The organism is Micromonospora sp. NBC_00860, assembly GCF_045207375.1.
GTDB classification, from domain to species: Bacteria; Actinomycetota; Actinomycetes; order Mycobacteriales; family Micromonosporaceae; genus Micromonospora; species Micromonospora vinacea.
The window spans coordinates 6,250,017-6,266,531 of record NZ_CP108825.1 but is presented as its reverse complement, the minus strand read 5'-3'; the positions used below and the strand labels follow the sequence as shown (position 1 = coordinate 6,266,531).

The window sequence follows — 16,515 nt, the reverse complement described above, 5'->3', positions numbered from 1 at the left end:
TCGGACCTGCGGCGGGACCGGATGCCGTCCACCGGGCGACGGTTCTCCGGGTTGGGCGGCTCAGGTCTCGATGATGTTGTTGTTCTCGTCGATGCCGTGGCTGCGCCAGTAGACGTCCCACTCGTCGTCGACGTGCTGCGGAACCTTACCCTCCGGGTAGCGGACGTACGGCGGGGTCGGCTCCTGCCCGTCCGGGAAGCAGGCGCTGCCGCCCTGCCCGCCCACCGCGATCGCCGGATACTCACCGCCAGCGCAGATGTTCTCCCGGAACGAGCAGCCGGTGGTGGCCATCAGCCCACCCATGCCGGCCGCGGCCAGGGCGATCATGATTCGCGTTCGCATGGGGAGAAATTCTGGTCGCCGCGGCCGCGTCTGCCATCCGCACGCGTACTCATCTCGCGCCGCGCGTAACAACTCATCGCCGGGTACAGCACGACCAGTGGGCGTCCTCAAACAGTCAGACCATCTGATCCATAGCTTCGGCGAGGCGGTCCGAGCTCGTGCGTTGCAAAGTCGGCACCCGCCTTTTCTCGTCTAGGGCTGGACGTCGTTGGAAAGGTTGATCCGGATCCCCGTGTTGCGGTATCCGGCGCGACCGAAAGCGGCCGCCATAGGCGCGTTGCCCATGTCGGTGGTGGCGGTGATGCGCGATTCCCCGTTGGTCGCGTGAAGGCGGGTGATCTCGGCGAGCACCTCGTCCACGTAGCCGCGCCCGCGGAACTCCGGCACCACCCCGAGATAGCCGACGTTCACGTTGTACGGGGTCGCGGAGGGAATCGCCATGCCCGCCACCTCGCCCTCGTGCGTGTAGGCGATTCGCCACCACTCCCGCTTGCCCGGCGCCCTGAGATAGAAATCCATCTCTTCGCGCGCGGTCGCGTCCACGCCCTTGGCGGCCAGGTTCGCACGGGTCTGGGCATCCAGGCTGCCCTCGGCGATTCTCCTGAACAACGCGAGGAACTCCTCGTCGGAGGCCTCGGTGAACCGCAGCCTGCCGGCTGCGGGGGGCACCCCGTCGGCGGGTGCCCACTCGAACTGCAGCCGCTCCACCTCGCGGATGAGGCCCGCCGCATGCGCCGCCGCCCGCCGCCACTCCACGGCCGCCGAGGTGGCCGGATCGTCACGCCAGCCACCGGTGACCTCGATCATGTACTGCACCGGCTCCGGGAACCCGGCCAGCGCGGCCCTGATCAGCTCGGCGGCGACGGCGGCACGGTCGCCCACGGCTGGATCCACGTCGAGGCAGTCGAGCGCGACCGGATGCGGGCTGCCCTTCGGCCCCCACCACAATGCCCGTCCCACGACCTGGCCGTCCTGCTCGGCGATCCACGTCCATTCCGGCCGGTACATGTCCTCGGCCAGTTCGGCCAGGTAACGGTCGGCGGGGATCCACCCAACGGGCTCGGTCACGATCCACGGGGTCACGCGGTCGAGGTCCGCGGGGGCGGTAGCGCGGTAGGAGATCACTTGCCGAGGCTAGCGAAGCTCAGCACCATGATTCGCGCGGGCCGAGGGGCTCCTCTCGCTCGGCTAGAGCAAGACTCCAGTGCCTGCGGCTCAAGTCCCTGCGGACTCAAGCGGATCTCCTCGTCGGGCGGCGGCCATGTCCCGTGCGTTGTTCGGGCAGTGAGGAACCCGGTGGCTCCCAGCTTGGCTCCCACGTCCGCTCGAATGCTGATTCTGGCGGACACGAAAAAGCCCCCATCCCTGCCGTTTCGGCTGGTCGAGGGCTTCCCCATGCTCTGTGCGCCCGAAGGGACTCGAACCCCTAACCTTCTGATCCGTAGTCAGATGCTCTATCCATTGAGCTACGGGCGCTTGTGCTCAGCCAGTGTACACACCCGGCTTTCGCGCGGAGACTCCGGGATTCGAACCCGGGAGGGGCTTTAAGACCCCAACCGCATTAGCAGTGCGGCGCCATAGACCAGACTAGGCGAAGTCTCCCTGGTGATCCTCAGACCACCGCGCCCGAGGATACAGGTCGCCACCCACCGGGAGCAAAACGACTTCCGGGGTACGCCCACCAGGGTCGGCCCGCCCCCGTGTTTCAACGCTGTGCGTCGGCGTGATCGGGACTACGCTCCATCGATATGCAGGAGCAGCCGCCCAGCGAGTCGACCCGTCGAGAGCCTGCTGAACGAGCGCGCCGGCGCTCCCCGCGGGCCACCTTCCGGCCGCCGATCGTGGCCGAGGAGCCCGCCGAGGTGGTGGAGCCTGAGGCGGCGGCGCCGCCGGCAGCCGCTCCGGCGAGCCAGCGTCCTCGACGGGCCAAGGCTGCCCCGGCGGTGCTCTTCCAACCACCGGAGCCGGACCGCCCTCTGCCTCGGCAGCCCCGGCCCACACCGGCTGAGCTGACCACCGACGCGGGCGCGGAGCAGCCCGAGGAGCCGAACGGCGACCAACCGGGCCCCGCCACAGGGGTCGCATCGACACCGCCGAAGGCCCGGACCGCCCCCGTTCGCAAGGCTGCCCCTCGGAAGGCAGTTGACGCGCCCGCCGAGGTGACCCCGACCACGCCGGCACCCCGCAAGCGCGTCGTGAACTCCACCAAAGCCGCGAACACCACCGGCGAGGCGAGTACCACCACACCGGCGACCCCGGCCAAAGCCGCAAAGACCACCAAGCGCGCGGCCACCCCACGAAAGAGCACCACGCCGACCAAGAGCGCCACGCCGGCAGAACCCGCCCCCGAAACCGTAGCCAGGCAGCAGACGACACCCGCCGAGCAGCAGACGACACCCGTCGAGCAGCAGCTGACTCCGGCAGAACCCGCCGCGCGGCAGCTTGAGCCTGCTCTGGGGCGTACCCCGGAATCGGAGCTGCGCGCGGTCGCCGCGCAGGTGCTCGACCACCCGGGCTTCGCGCCGGAGCTGTTGGCTCTGGCTGCGGTGCGGTCGCTTGGGCCCGGCGCGGCCGGATGGGCCCTGGGGTTGCGCACCCGGTATCCGGATGCCTCGGCGGACGGCCTGGCCCGGTTGGCGACCCGGCGGTTCGTCCGCTCGGCGGGTGCGGGCGGGGCGACCGCCGCGCTGGCCGGTTTCTTCGCGCCGGTGGCCGAGCTGGCGGCGGTGCTGTGGACGCACTCGGAGCTGGTGCTGCACCTGGCCGCCGCGTACGGCAAGGATCCGACGCATCCCGACCGGGCCGTCGACCTGCTGGTGCTGACCCAGGTGCACCCGGATCGGCCGAGCGCGGCGGCGGCCCTGGCCGCCGCCGAGACGGCGGGTGACCCGGTCGAGGGGGCGTGGCCGCGCGCGGCGGAGGCGGCCTGGCGGTTGGCGGCGCCGCTCACGGCGCAGGCCGGCGGTTGGGTGGCGTTGCGACTGGTGGCCCGGTTGCTGCCGGGCGCTGCGGTGCTCGCGGCGGCGTTGGGTGACGCGGCGGCGGCGGACCGGCTCGCGGCCCGAACGGTGGCCGTCTACCGACCCGACCGGCGGCCCGCTTGAATCGGCCGCCACCATCACCGGACTCACTGTCCGCGTCCCGAATCAGCTTCTCCACGTAGTGCAGCCCTCGATCACGGGCGTCGCTGATCACCTCGGTCCGGGGGCACCCTGCTCGCGGGGAACGACAGGCCTCCTGCCCACGTGTTGAAATGGTGCTTTCCCGGTGGCCGTCCGCGATCGACCACCGGGAACGCTGGTCAACCGGCCCGGTAGGAGAGGTAGTAGCCCTCGTACGGCCAGCTGTGGAAGTTGTTGAGCTCGGACGCAGCGCCGGTGCAGTCGGAGGTCCGGTAGCCAGAGACGGAACCGAAGCCGTTCCAACCGATCGCCCAGATCGCCTCGGCCGGGACCGGGCGGCAGATACCGTCGGGCGTGGCCTGCCTGCCTACGATGATCTGCGTGTAGGCCTGGTAGAAGACGAGGCCGGTGTCGGGAACCTTGAGCGTCTCGACAGCGGCTGCGGGCGACGCCGGTATCGTCACGGCCAGTGTGGTGATCAAGGCGGCGGCGAGAGCCGCAGCGATTCGGCTGGTAAATCTGCGCATGAGCTTCCCCTTCCTAACGGTGTTCAGGGACGGGACCGGAGCTCGTTCAGCCAGGGATAGATTTACTTGCATCGATTATGTTCCCCGTGTCAAGCAACCCGCCGCTGATCACTGTCGCTGAGCGGCCCGAACGCAGAGCTGGCTACGAGCTGGCCGCCTGCCACCCGAGTCGCGGGGGCGTTCGGAGGTGGCCGGATCGACCGGCGGCCGCAGGTCCTTGACGGTGCAACTTTCCCGCGATAGCTTGAGTCAATTCATGTTTATCAATGGAAGTAGGTAGCCGTGCTGTTGAAACCCTTCGCCATCGCCGGGGTCATCGCAGGTGTGCTGGCTGTTGCCCCTCCTGCCTCGGCGGCACCCCAGTCGGGGGCCGGCGTCTACCCGCCCGGGAACTGCCAGCCGGGCACATTCTGCGTCTGGCCCCACTGGGATCACCCGAACGGGGTTCCTACGGCGACTCCGTCCCTGGTGACCACCACGGAGTGGAACGGCAACATCACGGGTTTCAACTACTACAACTACACGAACCGGAACGCCGAGATTAGCTGGTCGTTCACCACCCAGGGAATGACTCTCACCGGCACGGACTGCGCTCCTCCTGGTGACGGATTCTTCTACGTTCCCATGACCGTGACGAAGGTGAGTTGGCGGACGCACGCCTGCTGAATCCCGCCGTTTTCTGCCTTCCCGGATTCGGTGCTCCCGCTTTCCCAGTGGTCTTCGTACCGGGACGACCACCGGAAAGCGGGCGGCGAGCCCAATCGGGTACGGGTCGTCGAAGAGCCTCTCACCCCTTACTCGGGCGGGCGCTGCGCGAGATGCGCACCGAGGCGCGGATGACGCTGGACGGCGCAGCCGAGGCAATGCAGTGGAGCCGGCACTGGTTCGAGCTGTACGTCGGCCTGGAATCCGCCGCCGCCCGGCGTTGACCGGTCAGAGCCAGTCGAACCACTCCCTGGGCAGCAGCGCGTAGCCGACGAAGGCGAACACGTCGAGCAGGGTGTGCGCGATGACAAGCGGCATCACCCGCCGGGTGCGCAGGTAGAAGAGGCTGAACACGACGCCCATGATCGCGTTGCCGACGAACGCGCCGAAGCCCTGGTAGAGGTGGTACGAGCCGCGCAGCAGCGCACTGGCCGCGATGATCGCGGCGAGCCGCCACTGGAGCTGGCGCAGCCGGGTGACCAGGTATCCGACCACGATCACCTCCTCCAGCACGGCGTTCTGCACGGCGGCGAGGATCAGTACCGGGACCGCCCACCAGACGTCCGGCAGCGCGGCCGGCACCAGCGTGGCGTTGAGGCCCAGGTGGGCCGCCACCCAGAACAGCGCCAGCCCGGGTAGGCCGATGAGCGCCGCCAGGCCGGCCCCGCGCGCGACGTCCTGACCGGGCCGCCGGGCGTCCAGGCCGAGGGTCCGCGCCGGGTCGCCGGGGTCACGGCTGAGCAGGTGTACGGCGAGCAGCACCGGCAGCAACGCGAAAACGATGCCGAGCAGTTGGTACGTGAGGTCCAGCCAGGGGCGGGCCGACGCCGAGGTGTTCAGCGAGGCGGTCTGCTTGGAGAGCGGACCGTCGGCTGTCAACTTCGCGATGATCGAGACCACCGCGTAGATCGCGGACTGGCCGAGGGAGAGGCCGAGGACCAGCAGCGTCTCGGTGCCGAGCATTCGGCGGGACACCGGGCGGGTCAGCTCAACGGTCACCGCACCACTCTGCCCGACGGGCGGCACCCGGGACATGGCCGACCGGCCAGCATGAGCCGATCGCACATTCTGTGCGACCAGTCGACACTCTCCGTGGAGATTCTATGGGCGCCCGATCCGTTGCCGTCTGGAGAAGGAGCGTCAGTGGACAACCTCGCGCGGTTGCTGAAGGAGAGCTGGACCCTGGTCGAGGATGACCGGGTCCGGTTGAGCGGCCACTTCTACGCTCGCCTGTTCCTGCTCGACCCCGCCCTGCGGCAACTCTTCCCGGTGCAGATGACCGGCCAGGGCGACCGCCTGCTCGAAGCGATCATCACGGCGATCCACACTGTCGACGATCCGGAGAGCTTCGACGAGTTCCTCCGGGCGCTCGGCCGCGACCACCGCAAGTACCACGTCGACGAGCGGCACTACGCCACGATGGGCGTCGCACTGCTGGACGCGCTGCGCAGCACCGCCGGCGACGGCTGGAACCTGGAGTACGACCAGGCGTGGCGGGAGGCGTACGCGGCGATCGCCGCCCTGATGGTGGCCGGCGCCGCCTCCGACGACGACCCGGCGTTCTGGCACGCAGAGGTGCTGACCCATGAGCGGTACGGCCCGGACACCGCCGTGCTGACCTGCCGGGCGTTGCAGCACCCGCTGCGCTGGCAGGCGGGGCAGTACGTGAGTCTGGAGGTGCCGCGCTACCACCCCCGGGTGTGGCGCAACTACTCGGTGGCGAACGCCCCGAACGACGACAACGTGCTGGAGTTCCACGTCCGGTCTCCGGGGGCCGGCTGGGTTTCCGGCGCGCTGGTGCGTCGGGTGCGGCCGGGCGACCTGCTGCGTCTGGCGGCGCCGATGGGGTCGATGACACTGGACCGCGCCTCGGAACGGGACATCCTCTGCGTGGCCGGCGGCGTCGGGCTCGCGCCGATCAAGGCGCTGGTGGAGGAGTTGGCCACCTTCAACCGGACCCGGTGGGTGCACGTCTTCTACGGCGCCCGGCAGGCGGCCGACCTGTACGGCCTGGACGGGTTGCAGGAGCTGGTGGCCGTACACCCGTGGTTGTCGGTCACCGCGGCGTGCAGTGAGGACCCGGACTTCGACGGCGAGCAGGGCGAGATCCCGGACGTGGTGGCCCGGTACGGCCCGTGGACCACGCACGACTGCTACGTCTCCGGTGCCGCCCGGATGGTCCGGTCCACCCTGCGGGTGCTCGCCGCGGACGATGTGGCGCCGCCGCACATCCGCTACGACACCTTCGGTGACCTCTAGACGTTCCTCCCCCCACGCCGGGGCGCGTGCCCCTGCCCCCTGGGGCACGCGCCCCGGCCCCTTCCTGTTCAGTAGCGCCAGGGGTGCCCGGACTCCCGGTACTCCTCCACCGGCACCAACGGCACGCCGGGTGCCATCCGGTCGACGTAGAGCCGACCCTCCAGGTGGTCAATCTCGTGTGCGACCAGCCGGGCCATGCCGAACTCGAACGACGTGATGACCCGGCTGCCGTCCCACTGGGCGTGCTCCACGTCCAGTCGCAGCGGTCGGGGCACCAGACCCCGGTGGTCGAAGAAGGAGAGGCAGCCCTCGTACTGCTCGTCGGTCTCCAGGTCGGCGTCGACCACCCGGGGGTTGAGCAGCACGACCGGCTCCGCCGACCGGTCGGGGGGCCGCACCACGGCCGCCGCGCGGCCGATGCCGAACTGCGGCGCGGCGACACCCACCCCCTTGCTGAACGGGTGCAGCTCGTCGAGCCGGGCCAGGGCCATGGTGAGCCGGTCGACCACGTCCCGGGCGACGTGTTCCTCAGCGGGCAGGTCGAACGGGCGGGCCCGCTGACGGAGCAGGTCGTCCCCGCGTTGCACGATGCCGAGACCGCGCATCCGGTCGCTGGGTCGGACCCTGGCGCCGCCGGGGCCGAGATCCGGTTCGTTGTCCGGGCGGGCGCGAAACCGCCACTGCATCCGGTACCGGGCGTTCAACGGTGGGTCGTCGGTCTGCCAGTCGTAGATCGCCCGGTCGCCCTCGTCGTGACGCTGCGGCGCCGTCCGCAGCGGGCCCTCCTCCGCGCTGAGCGAGGTCTCCACGCCCCAGACCTGCGGGTCGAGCGCCGCCGGCAGGTCCAGGCGTACGGCGAGCTGCCGGGTGGGCAGTCGGACGGCCCGCTGGAACCAGGGGCCCCACTTCTCCTGCCCGACGCTGTACGCGTACTCGATGGTGGCCCGGTCGCCCGGGTAGAGGGGGAAGCGCCGCTCCCCGTTCTCGAAGAGCAGCCAGATCTCCTTGAACGCGTCCCGATCGTGCTTGGCTCGCCAGTGCATCGGCTCCGGGTCGCCACCGCCGTCGTCTCGGTGGGCCTGGATCTGCAGCTCGGCGAAGGTGAGGGGATGCTCCCGGTGGTGGCGGTTGGAGCGGCCGGGGTCGTTCGGGTAACGGTCGACGGCGACCCGGACCAGGTAGCGGGTGACCGGCTCGGTGCCTGCGTTGTACAGCTCACGGTGGATGACGCACCGGTAGCCGTCGTCGGCGTGGGTGAGGGTGGCCAGCTCCCGCTCCACGACCAGGCCGGTGCCGGGTGGCAGCCACTGTCCCGGCAGGTGCGGCTCGCGCTGCGGCTGACCCGTCCGGGCGTGCCGTAGGTCGTCGTACTCCCGGAAGCGCTGCCAGATCGCGCCGCTGGCCTCCAGGACGGCCTCCGCGCGGCGGGCGAAATCCTCGGTCGGGCGGTGCCGGCGCCCCTCGACGTGGCTCACGTAGGACGGGTCGAACCCCATCAGGACGGCCAGTTGCTTCTTGGACAACCCGCGCCCGGTTCGTTGCCGGGCGAGTTCGGCCGCGAAGGAGTCGGCAGCCCGTTCGAGGGGTGAGGTCGTCATCAGCTTCCTCGGGGCCGGGGATATAAGTTTTCACGTTCCGTGCCTGAGCACACACGCATGTGGCATGTTTTCGACACACCGCTTGACAATCCACCGATGACCATCGATCGTGCGACCGCGTTTCCCAGCACTGACTCCGGGTAGTACGCGAAGCGCTACTCCCGTCGAATACGGGGTGACCTGGGCGTCCGGGATGTGACCAAGGTGAGGCTTCCCTTACGGCCAGGGGTCTGGTTAGGCTAGCCTTAGCTCAGGACGGCACTGGTTCGTCCGCCGGGGCGCACTCCTCGGTCACACAGACAGGGGACGACTCAGGTGACAGCGGTGATGCCGAGGCGGGAGGCCGCCACCACACCGCTCGCCCCCGTCACCGCGGCGCTCCGGGCCATGTTCGGCACCGACGACCTCCCCGGCCTCGCCCGGGGCCTGCTGGTCGACGACGAACTCGGCTGGGCGCCCGCCACCACCCTGATCGACGGCAGCCGACTGCCGGAGCTGCTGAACGGCGCCGCCGTCCGCTGGGGCGGCACCCCGCACGCCTGCGCGGCGCTGGCCTGGAAGTCGTACAGCTACTGGGCCGCGCTGCCGGTCGTGCTCGGCTGGGCCTCCGCCCGGCGGGTGCCGCTGCTCGATCCGACCAACCTGCTGATCCACTTCGAGGACCACCGGCAGTTGCTCACCATGGGCATGCGCCGGGGCACCACGGTGGCGGTGCTGCCGAACGATCCGCTGGCGCTCGCCGGCCTGCCGGAGGTACGGGTCGTCGCCGACGAGGCCGAACTGCTGGCCGCACTGCGCGCCTCGCTGCTCGACGCCCACCTGGCACCGCTCATCACGGCGATCCAGTCCGAGGTCCGGGTGGGCACCCGGACGCTGCTCGGCTCGGTCGCCTCCGGCATCGCGCACGGCATCCTGCGGGCAGCTGACGGCCTGCCCGGCTCCACGGTGCAGAGCATCGACACACTGCTCGGCGCACTCGACCTGACCGACCTGATCGAGTTGGTGCCCGGGCCGACCGGCGAGCCCACAGTGCAACGCCGCACCTGCTGCCTCGCCTTCACGCTGCCCCGGCCGAAGGTCTGCCAGGGCTGCTGCGTCCGCTAGGCCGCTGGGCCGCACGGGTCAGTCGGTCAACGACCGGACGTCCCACACCCACACGCCGCCGGTGAAGACCGGTTGGATCCCGGTCAGCTCGGTCATCCCCCGGCGCAGCGCCGCCTCGTGCTCGTGTGGCCCGAGGATGACCACCCCCGCCCGCCAGTAGCGCAGGTCGTCGACCGCTCGGACCCGGCTCTGCGGGGTGATCGGGGGCACCGCCCCGGTACGCCGGATGGTGGCGAAGAAGCTGCTGGTGGGGCGTGGAGTCGCACCGAACAGTGCGACCTTCGGCGGGTCGGCGCTCGGGCGGGTGTCCGGGCCGAGGAAGTAACCACGGGCCAGCGGCATGTCCAGCCGGGTCGCCGCCGACCAGCGCAGCGGCTCCGCGTACGTGCTGTCCGGCAACGGAAGGGTCACCACACTGCGCCCACCGGCCACGTACGGCCGCCACGCCCCACTGGTCACGAAGGTGGGGACCGGGTCGAGGCGGGCCACCGGCAGCGGGGTGGGGACGATCGGCAGCAGGGCCATCGTCAGCACTGTGGCGGTGACGAAGCGGACCTGGCCCCGGGCGGCCGGGTGTGCGCCGGCCAACTCGCGGGCACGTTCGGCACCGTAGGCGAGCAGCAGCCCGATGATCGGGGTGATCGCCAACGCCCAGCGCGTCGGCACCACCGAGTGCAGGATGGGTAGGTTCTCCAGCGCCGCCCAGGGGCCCGGCACACCCGTACCCCGGTTGTCGAAGCGGACCTCCCGTCCCAGCGAGAGCACCGCGAAGAGCAACCCGAGCGCGGCCAGCGCGAGCACCACGATCGAGCGGCGCAGCCACCAGACCAGGGCGATCACCAGCACCAGCAGCCCCCAGCCGAAGAAGCTGTTCTCCTCGGTCGGGTTCTTGGCCAGACCCGCGGCGGTGCGCGCGCTACCGGCGAGTGATTCCCGGGAGTACGCGACGAACGAGGCCAGGTCGCTGGAGTAGCCGCGGATCAGGCGGGACAGCCCGGAGTACGCGTCCGGTCCGAAGAACTGGACGTACAGGGGGTACGCCAGCAGGAGTCCGGCGACGCCGGCGGCGACGGCCAGGCCGGCGAGGAAGGGTCGGGCCCGCGACCGCAGATCCGCGCGACCGAGGGCGAGCACAGCGACGACCACGCCGAGCCCGATCGCGGTCATCAGCAGGATCTCCAGGTTGAGAAATGCCTGCCAGACGATGACCAGCGCGAGGAGGGCCCCGTTGCGCAGCCAGCGGCCTGGTTCGCCGAGTCGCAGCGTGCGCCAGATGATCAACGGGACGACGAACTGCGACACGATGTTCGGGTGCCCATTGGCGTGCGACACCATGGCCGGCGCGAACGCGCAGAAGCCCGCGCCCAGCCACGCTGGCCCCCGGCTGCCGATCACGACCCGGGAGAGCAGGAAATACCAGGCCGTGGCGGTGGCAATCATGCCGACGGTCAGGAAGAGCAGAAATGACGCCCGAGGTCCGAACAACAGGGTGATCGGCGTCATTGGCAATGAAATGGATAATACGGACGTATTGGCCATCAGATTCACGCCGTCGGGGACGTTCATCTGATTGGAATGGAACGGATACGCAAAGTGCGTGACTACTCGCGCACCGTGGGCCATCATCCATTCAAACTGTGACTGATCGGTCTGGTTGTCCCGCACATCACTGCTCGGGTCCAGCCAGAGCCGACCGGTGACCCAGAAGCCGAGCAGCACGAAACTCAGCACGGCGGCCAGATCGGCCCACATCCCGCTGCGGGAAGGCCGAACGGCACCGGAGGCCCCCTCCGCCGACGAAGCGGCGGCCGGGCCGCCACTGTCGCTGGGCACGTCCGGTTCAGGAGTAGTCATGACAATTCATAGGGTAGTCAGCGTATGGCACCGCCGTGACATGTTTCGGGGTACTGCCGTACTATGTGCCGGGTTCGCCGACCGCCGATCACGAACCCACCCCCCGACCACAATTCGGCCACCCCGATGCCCCGATTCTTTCGCCGTCCCAGCGGATGATTCACTCTGTCGGTCCAGGCACGGGTCGAGTTCATATCGTGAGGAATCGACGCATGGCAGAAATCACTGGGGATCAGCGCGTGCAGTCCGAGGTCCTGGAAGGCCTGGCAACCGCTGTCAACCACCGTCGCTGGTTCATCGAACTGGCCGTGCCGTACCTCGGCGACGACCCGATCGAGATCGGCAGCGGCCTCGGTGACTACGCGCTGGAATGGTCCGAGCGGTTGCCCCGGTTCACCGCCACCGAGGCCAACCCGGACCGGCTGGTGCAGCTCAAGGAGCGCCTCGCCGACCGCCCGAACATCGACGTCCGGCAGATGCTGCTGCCGCACAACGACCGCGGCGACTACAGCGCCGCCGTCTCGTACAACGTGCTGGAGCACATCGAGGACCACGTGGGCGCGCTGCAGAGCATGCGCGACCTGGTCCGACCCGGCGGTGCCGTGATCATCATCGTGCCGGCGTTCCAGTTCGCGATGGGCCCGGCCGACATCGCCACCGGGCACGTCCGCCGTTACACGAAGAAGACGCTCGGGGCGGCGATGACCGAGGCAGGCCTGACCATCGAGAAGATCCACTACGCGAACGCGCTCGGGCTGATCGGCTACTTCATGGCCACCAAGGTCTTCCGGCTGATGCCGAAGGAGGGCCCGATGGTCAAGGTGTACGACACCCTCGTGCTGCCCGCCACCAAGGCCGCCGAGCAGCTGGTGCTCCCGCCGTTCGGCCAGTCCGTCTTCGCCGTGGCCCGCGTCCCAGCCTGACCCACCCCGGCCCCGGCCCCGGCCCCGGCCCCGGCCCCGGCGATCTTGCACTTCCTGTCGTCCTTATGCCCCGTTATGCCAGGGATGTCGGGACAGTAAGTGCAAGATCGCGGGAGCTGGGGGCGGGATTACTCCTTGATCTGGTACGTGGGGCGGATCACGGCTCTCGCCAGGGTGTGGAACGTCAGGTTGAAGCCGACGTAGGCGGGACTGGCGTCCGGGGTCAGGTCCAAGCGGTCGACGTCCAGGGCGTGCACCGCGAAGACGTACCGGTGCGGGCGGTCACCGGGCGGCGGAGCCGCCCCGCCGTACCCCTGCTCGCCGTAGTCGTTGCGGACCGAGAACGCCCCGCCGAGGTCGGTGCCCGCAGCGCCGCCGGCACCGGTGGGCAACTGGGTGACGTTGACCGGCACGTTCACCAGCACCCAGTGCCAGAAACCGCTGCCGGTCGGCGCGTCCGGGTCGTAGCAGGTCACCGCGAAGCTCTTCGTCTCGGCGGGGAAGTCCGACCAGGTCAGCTGCGGCGAGACGTTGTCGCCCCCGGTGCTGCCATGCGCGTGCCGGGCGTCCATCGGCTCGCCGTTCTGCACGTCGTCGCTCGTCAGCGTGAACGAGGGCAGCGTCGGCAGCAGCTCGTACGGGTCCGGGGCGATCGGTCGTTCCAGGGTCATGGGGACGCGTCCTTCCGATGTGCGGAGATACCAGCCCCTTCTTACCCCGCCACGGCCGTCCCGACGACCGGAAGCACGCGCTGACCCGGTGTGGTTTCGCAGAGCTACGTTTGAGGTCGGGCAGCGTTCCTCAGGGGGACATCGTGGCCGGCATCTGGCGGGACTTCGTGGTGGCCGTCATCACCGCGTTCCGCCGCCGGGACGAGCGAGCCATCGCCGACGAGCGCCGACGAGCTGTCGAGCGACTGGCCGAGGAGACGATCCGCCGGGAGCGGCGGACCAGCGACCCGCCGGAGTGACCGGGACGCGGCGCAGCGGACCACCTCGCCGCTGACCGTCAAGATGACCTGATGGGGCGGATTTTCGGGGCACGACCGATGGTGACCCCGGAAACACACCGACCCATTCTGTTCGAGATCTTCTTTGACCTGGTCTTCGTCTTCGGGCTCATCCGCGTCACCACGTTCATGAGCCAGCGGCCCGCGCCGGTGACCTTGATGCAGGGATTCCTCGTACTCCTGCTGCTCTGGATCTCCTGGCTGGTCTACTCCTGGCTGGGCAACCACGTCCGGATCGATGTGGGGTTGATCCGCGCCGGCGTCACAGTCGCGATGGCGGCCGTCTTCGTCGCCGCCCTCGTCATCCCCGACGCCTGGAGGACCGGACCGGGTACAACGGGATCCCGGCTGATCCTGGTGCTGGCCTACATCGTGCTTCGAGTTGTCGATCTGGTTCTCTTCCGCTGGGTGGCGGCTGGCAACCGGCAGGTACGCAGGACCATTCGCCTCTACACCCTCTCCACCGCGCTGTCCTGGATTCCGCTCGTCCTCGGCGCCGTGTTCGGCGGCACCGCACAGATCCTGCTCTGGGCGCTGGCCCTCACCATCGACATGGGCGGCGGGGTGGTCTCCTCGATGCTGAGCGGGTGGCCCGTACGCAGCCCCGGCCACTTCGCCGAGCGGCACAGCCTCGTGGTGATCATTGCGCTCGGGGAATCCCTGATCTCGGTCGCCGCCGGCGTCGGAACTCAGCGGATCCGTGGACCGATCCTGCTGGCCGCGCTCCTCACCCTGGCCGTCACTGTGTGCCTGTACTGGCTCTACTCCGCGAGCGCAGCAACCTCCAGGCAGGCGCTGACGACAGAGTCCGGGCTGCGGCGGGCCCACGTGGGTGCCAACGCCTACAGCGTTGCCCACTTCCCGGTACTCGCCGGGACCATCTACGTGGCATTGGGGGTCGAGCAGGTGCTGGCCGGCCTGGCACATGAGGAGTCCCACGGCATCTCGGAGTGGATGCCGGTCGTCGCGTTGTTCGGCGGGGCCGCCCTGTTCCTCGGGGGCCGGGCGGCGTTCCTGAGTCTCAGCGTCCGGTGCGTACGACCGGGGCAGTTCGTCGCACCCGTCGTGGCGCTGCTGCTGCTCCCCGTCGGCCGGCACCTGCCCGGCTTGGCCGCTCTCGGCCTGCTCACCGCGTTTCTCGTCGTGCTGCTCAGCTGCGAGGCGCGGACGAGACGATCGACTCGGGTTCAGTGATGTCGGGGTGTCGCAGGAGGTCCGACACCCCGATCTCCGGGAAGCCGAGTGGATCAAGGTGGGCGGAGGGTGTGGGATTCGAACCCACGAAGACATCGCTGCCTTACCGGTTTTCAAGACCAGCGCCATCGGCCACTAGGCGAACCCTCCTGGGCCGCCACCCGTGGGCGTACGGCCACGCATAGTGTGCCACGGCTCGCTTCGGACGGCCCGGCGTCCCTCCCCGGTACGCCGGCCAGGCGGTCTGGTGTCCACTGTGGGCTGGACGGTGCGCCTGCGGCACCCGGGAAGATCGGGAAGACTGGGCCCATGCGAGCCATCACGATTCCGCAGCCCGGTGGACCCGACGCGCTGGTGTGGGCCGAGGTGCCCGACCCGGAGCCGGGGCCGGACGAGGTGATCGTGGATGTGCGGGCCAGCGGGGTGAACCGCGCTGACCTGCTGCAACGGCAGGGGCACTACCCGCCACCGCCGGGGGCGCCCGCGTACCCCGGGTTGGAATGCTCTGGGGTGATCACGGAGGTTGGCGCGGAGGTCGCCGGTTGGGCGGTCGGGCAGCAGGTCTGCGCGCTGCTGGCCGGCGGCGGGTACGCGGAGCGGGTCGCGGTCCCCGCCGGGCAACTGTTGCCGGTGCCGGCGTGCGACCCGGTCGACGCGGCGGCGCTGCCCGAGGTGGCCTGCACTGTCTGGTCGAACCTGGTCCAGGTGGCGCGGCTCGGGGCGGGCGACACGCTGCTGGTGCACGGCGGTGGCAGCGGGATCGGCACCTTCGCCGTGCAGTTCGGCGCGGCCCTCGGCGTCACAGTGCTGACCACCGCGCGGGAGAGCAAGCACGCCCGGCTGCGGGAGTTGGGCGCGGCGCACCTGATCGACTACCGGGAGCAGGACTTCGTCGAGGAGGCCCGGCGGGTCACCGACGGGCGCGGCGTGGACGTCATCCTCGACATCATGGGTGGGTCCTACCTGGGGCGGAACGTCTCCGCGCTGGCCACCGGCGGTCGGCTCGTGGTGATCGGTATGCAGGGTGGGCGCAAGGCCGAATTGGATCTCGGTGCGCTGCTGGCCAAGCGGGCGAGCGTCGCAGCGACGTCGCTACGGTCCCGTCCGCTCGCCGAGAAGGCGGAGATCGTCCAGGGCGTACGGGACGAGGTGTGGCCGTTGGTCGAGGCGGGCCGGATCCGGCCGATCGTCGACCGGCGGCTGCCGATGACCGAGGCGGCGCAGGCGCACCGGCTCGTCGAGTCGAACGATCACTTCGGAAAGGTGCTGCTCACCCGCCCTCCGGGCGGAGGAGCGGCCGTCAGTTGAGCCGCGCGCCCACCCGATTCGCCGTCAGTTGAGCGCGCCCATCCGGTCGGCCGTCAGTTGAGCGCGCCTGCCAGGTTCGGGTCGTCGGTCGGTCGGGGCAGCACCAGCCGGGCGCCCGGGCCCTCCCCGGCCAGGGTGTCCTCCGGGTTGTTGAGCGTGCAGCGCTGCAAGGACAGGCAGCCGCAGCCGATGCAGCCGTCCAGGTCGTCGCGGAGCTTGGTGAGCAGCCGGATCCGCTCGTCCAGCCGCCTCCGCCAGCTCGCCGAGAGTCGCGCCCAGTCCTGCGGGCTGGGGGTGCGCGCCTCGGGGAGCGAGTCGAGTGCCGCCCGGATCTCGTCGAGCGAGACACCGACCTGCTGGGAGATCCGGATGAAGGCGACCCGCCGCAACTCGGCGCGGGCGTAGCGGCGCTGGTTGCCGCCGGTACGGTCGGCGCGGATCAGCCCGAGTCGCTCGTAGTAGCGCAGCGCCGACGCTGCCACCCCGGAACGGGCGGACAGCTCACCGATCGTCAGTAGATCCGGCATCACCAGGTCCTTGAGTTGAAGTCCACTTCAACTCACACAGTAG

The 16,515-nt window shown here is 69.9% G+C and carries 17 protein-coding genes and 3 tRNA genes; 9 read left to right on the top strand and 11 right to left on the bottom strand.

Features of this window, described 5'->3' with window-relative positions:
* Nucleotides 1-60 precede the first annotated feature (60 nt).
* The 4 genes from OH804_RS28945 to OH804_RS28930 all read right to left on the bottom strand — a co-directional run bounded on the left by OH804_RS28945 (nt 61) and on the right by OH804_RS28930 (nt 1,944).
* Nucleotides 61-342 carry an SCO0607 family lipoprotein gene (locus tag OH804_RS28945; protein WP_196920238.1) on the bottom strand — a complete coding sequence of 94 codons (282 nt, stop codon included), beginning with the start codon at nt 340-342 and terminating at the stop codon, nt 61-63.
* A gap of 192 nt (nt 343-534) precedes the next feature.
* Nucleotides 535-1,467 carry a GNAT family N-acetyltransferase gene (locus tag OH804_RS28940; RefSeq protein ID WP_406060724.1) on the bottom strand — a complete coding sequence of 311 codons (933 nt, stop codon included), beginning with the start codon at nt 1,465-1,467 and terminating at the stop codon, nt 535-537.
* Nucleotides 1,468-1,745: 278 nt separating this feature from the next.
* A tRNA-Arg gene (locus tag OH804_RS28935) sits at nt 1,746-1,818 on the bottom strand.
* A gap of 35 nt (nt 1,819-1,853) precedes the next feature.
* Nucleotides 1,854-1,944 (bottom strand) — tRNA-Ser (locus OH804_RS28930).
* A 146-nt stretch (nt 1,945-2,090) separates the two neighbouring features.
* On the opposite strand from OH804_RS28930, the gene OH804_RS28925 reads away from it, so the two are divergent.
* The gene (locus OH804_RS28925) at nt 2,091-3,446 is read left to right on the top strand and encodes a hypothetical protein (RefSeq protein WP_406060722.1); all 1,356 of its coding nucleotides are present in this window, start codon (nt 2,091-2,093) and stop codon (nt 3,444-3,446) included.
* Nucleotides 3,447-3,643: 197 nt separating this feature from the next.
* Here the strand turns inward: OH804_RS28925 and OH804_RS28920 are convergent, their stop codons facing one another.
* Entirely contained in the window at nt 3,644-3,991 is a 348-nt protein-coding gene (locus OH804_RS28920) for a hypothetical protein (RefSeq protein ID WP_196920239.1), read from the bottom strand.
* Between the two features lie 468 nt (nt 3,992-4,459).
* On the opposite strand from OH804_RS28920, the gene OH804_RS28915 reads away from it, so the two are divergent.
* Together OH804_RS28915 and OH804_RS28910 are read left to right on the top strand one after the other, a co-directional pair.
* On the top strand, nt 4,460-4,657 hold the full coding sequence (locus OH804_RS28915; RefSeq protein WP_406060720.1) for a hypothetical protein: 198 nt from the start codon (nt 4,460-4,462) through the stop codon (nt 4,655-4,657).
* A 30-nt stretch (nt 4,658-4,687) separates the two neighbouring features.
* Nucleotides 4,688-4,831 (top strand): DUF6879 family protein, encoded by a 144-nt coding sequence (locus OH804_RS28910; protein WP_406060718.1) that lies wholly within the window; start codon nt 4,688-4,690, stop codon nt 4,829-4,831.
* A gap of 93 nt (nt 4,832-4,924) precedes the next feature.
* Here the strand turns inward: OH804_RS28910 and OH804_RS28905 are convergent, their stop codons facing one another.
* Nucleotides 4,925-5,695 carry a CPBP family intramembrane glutamic endopeptidase gene (locus tag OH804_RS28905; RefSeq protein ID WP_406060716.1) on the bottom strand — a complete coding sequence of 257 codons (771 nt, stop codon included), beginning with the start codon at nt 5,693-5,695 and terminating at the stop codon, nt 4,925-4,927.
* Between the two features lie 144 nt (nt 5,696-5,839).
* On the opposite strand from OH804_RS28905, the gene OH804_RS28900 reads away from it, so the two are divergent.
* Nucleotides 5,840-6,955 (top strand): globin domain-containing protein, encoded by a 1,116-nt coding sequence (locus OH804_RS28900; RefSeq protein ID WP_406060714.1) that lies wholly within the window; start codon nt 5,840-5,842, stop codon nt 6,953-6,955.
* 68 nt (nt 6,956-7,023) lie between these two features.
* On the opposite strand, the gene OH804_RS28895 is transcribed toward OH804_RS28900, so the two are convergent.
* Complete coding sequence (locus OH804_RS28895) at nt 7,024-8,553, bottom strand: peptide deformylase (protein WP_406060712.1); 1,530 nt, start codon at nt 8,551-8,553, stop codon at nt 7,024-7,026.
* A gap of 327 nt (nt 8,554-8,880) precedes the next feature.
* Here OH804_RS28895 and OH804_RS28890 point away from each other — a divergent pair, with 327 nt between their 5' ends.
* Entirely contained in the window at nt 8,881-9,657 is a 777-nt protein-coding gene (locus OH804_RS28890) for an IucA/IucC family C-terminal-domain containing protein (RefSeq protein ID WP_196920243.1), read from the top strand.
* Nucleotides 9,658-9,675: 18 nt separating this feature from the next.
* Here OH804_RS28890 and OH804_RS28885 read toward each other — a convergent pair whose 3' ends face one another.
* On the bottom strand, nt 9,676-11,409 hold the full coding sequence (locus OH804_RS28885) for a hypothetical protein (protein ID WP_406066713.1): 1,734 nt from the start codon (nt 11,407-11,409) through the stop codon (nt 9,676-9,678).
* Nucleotides 11,410-11,723: 314 nt separating this feature from the next.
* On the opposite strand from OH804_RS28885, the gene OH804_RS28880 reads away from it, so the two are divergent.
* Nucleotides 11,724-12,434, top strand: coding sequence for a class I SAM-dependent methyltransferase (locus OH804_RS28880; protein WP_406060710.1), 711 nt, complete (start codon nt 11,724-11,726; stop codon nt 12,432-12,434).
* A 128-nt stretch (nt 12,435-12,562) separates the two neighbouring features.
* Here OH804_RS28880 and OH804_RS28875 read toward each other — a convergent pair whose 3' ends face one another.
* Nucleotides 12,563-13,105, bottom strand: coding sequence for a YbhB/YbcL family Raf kinase inhibitor-like protein (locus OH804_RS28875; protein ID WP_406060708.1), 543 nt, complete (start codon nt 13,103-13,105; stop codon nt 12,563-12,565).
* A gap of 143 nt (nt 13,106-13,248) precedes the next feature.
* Between OH804_RS28875 and OH804_RS28870 the strand changes: the two genes are divergently transcribed.
* Complete coding sequence (locus tag OH804_RS28870; RefSeq protein ID WP_406060706.1) at nt 13,249-13,404, top strand: hypothetical protein; 156 nt, start codon at nt 13,249-13,251, stop codon at nt 13,402-13,404.
* Between the two features lie 78 nt (nt 13,405-13,482).
* Entirely contained in the window at nt 13,483-14,637 is a 1,155-nt protein-coding gene (locus tag OH804_RS28865; protein ID WP_406060704.1) for a low temperature requirement protein A, read from the top strand.
* Between the two features lie 63 nt (nt 14,638-14,700).
* Here OH804_RS28865 and OH804_RS28860 read toward each other — a convergent pair.
* Nucleotides 14,701-14,787 (bottom strand) — tRNA-Ser (locus tag OH804_RS28860).
* Between the two features lie 159 nt (nt 14,788-14,946).
* Between OH804_RS28860 and OH804_RS28855 the strand changes: the two genes are divergently transcribed.
* Nucleotides 14,947-15,945 carry an NAD(P)H-quinone oxidoreductase gene (locus tag OH804_RS28855; RefSeq protein ID WP_406060702.1) on the top strand — a complete coding sequence of 333 codons (999 nt, stop codon included), beginning with the start codon at nt 14,947-14,949 and terminating at the stop codon, nt 15,943-15,945.
* 53 nt (nt 15,946-15,998) lie between these two features.
* Here the strand turns inward: OH804_RS28855 and soxR are convergent, their stop codons facing one another.
* Complete coding sequence (soxR, locus tag OH804_RS28850; RefSeq protein ID WP_406060700.1) at nt 15,999-16,472, bottom strand: redox-sensitive transcriptional activator SoxR; 474 nt, start codon at nt 16,470-16,472, stop codon at nt 15,999-16,001.
* Between the last annotated feature and the right edge of the window lie 43 nt (nt 16,473-16,515).

Coding starts and splice junctions, on each gene's coding strand:
- OH804_RS28945 (WP_196920238.1), bottom strand. CDS start 342: ATGCGAACGCGAATCATGATCGCCCTGGCCGCGGCCGGCATGGGTGGG.
- OH804_RS28925 (WP_406060722.1), top strand. CDS start 2,091: ATGCAGGAGCAGCCGCCCAGCGAGTCGACCCGTCGAGAGCCTGCTGAA.
- OH804_RS28920 (WP_196920239.1), bottom strand. CDS start 3,991: ATGCGCAGATTTACCAGCCGAATCGCTGCGGCTCTCGCCGCCGCCTTG.
- OH804_RS28895 (WP_406060712.1), bottom strand. CDS start 8,553: ATGACGACCTCACCCCTCGAACGGGCTGCCGACTCCTTCGCGGCCGAA.
- OH804_RS28890 (WP_196920243.1), top strand. CDS start 8,881: ATGCCGAGGCGGGAGGCCGCCACCACACCGCTCGCCCCCGTCACCGCG.
- OH804_RS28885 (WP_406066713.1), bottom strand. CDS start 11,409: ATGTGGGCCGATCTGGCCGCCGTGCTGAGTTTCGTGCTGCTCGGCTTC.
- OH804_RS28880 (WP_406060710.1), top strand. CDS start 11,724: ATGGCAGAAATCACTGGGGATCAGCGCGTGCAGTCCGAGGTCCTGGAA.
- OH804_RS28875 (WP_406060708.1), bottom strand. CDS start 13,105: ATGACCCTGGAACGACCGATCGCCCCGGACCCGTACGAGCTGCTGCCG.
- OH804_RS28865 (WP_406060704.1), top strand. CDS start 13,483: ATGGTGACCCCGGAAACACACCGACCCATTCTGTTCGAGATCTTCTTT.
- OH804_RS28855 (WP_406060702.1), top strand. CDS start 14,947: ATGCGAGCCATCACGATTCCGCAGCCCGGTGGACCCGACGCGCTGGTG.
- soxR (WP_406060700.1), bottom strand. CDS start 16,472: ATGCCGGATCTACTGACGATCGGTGAGCTGTCCGCCCGTTCCGGGGTG.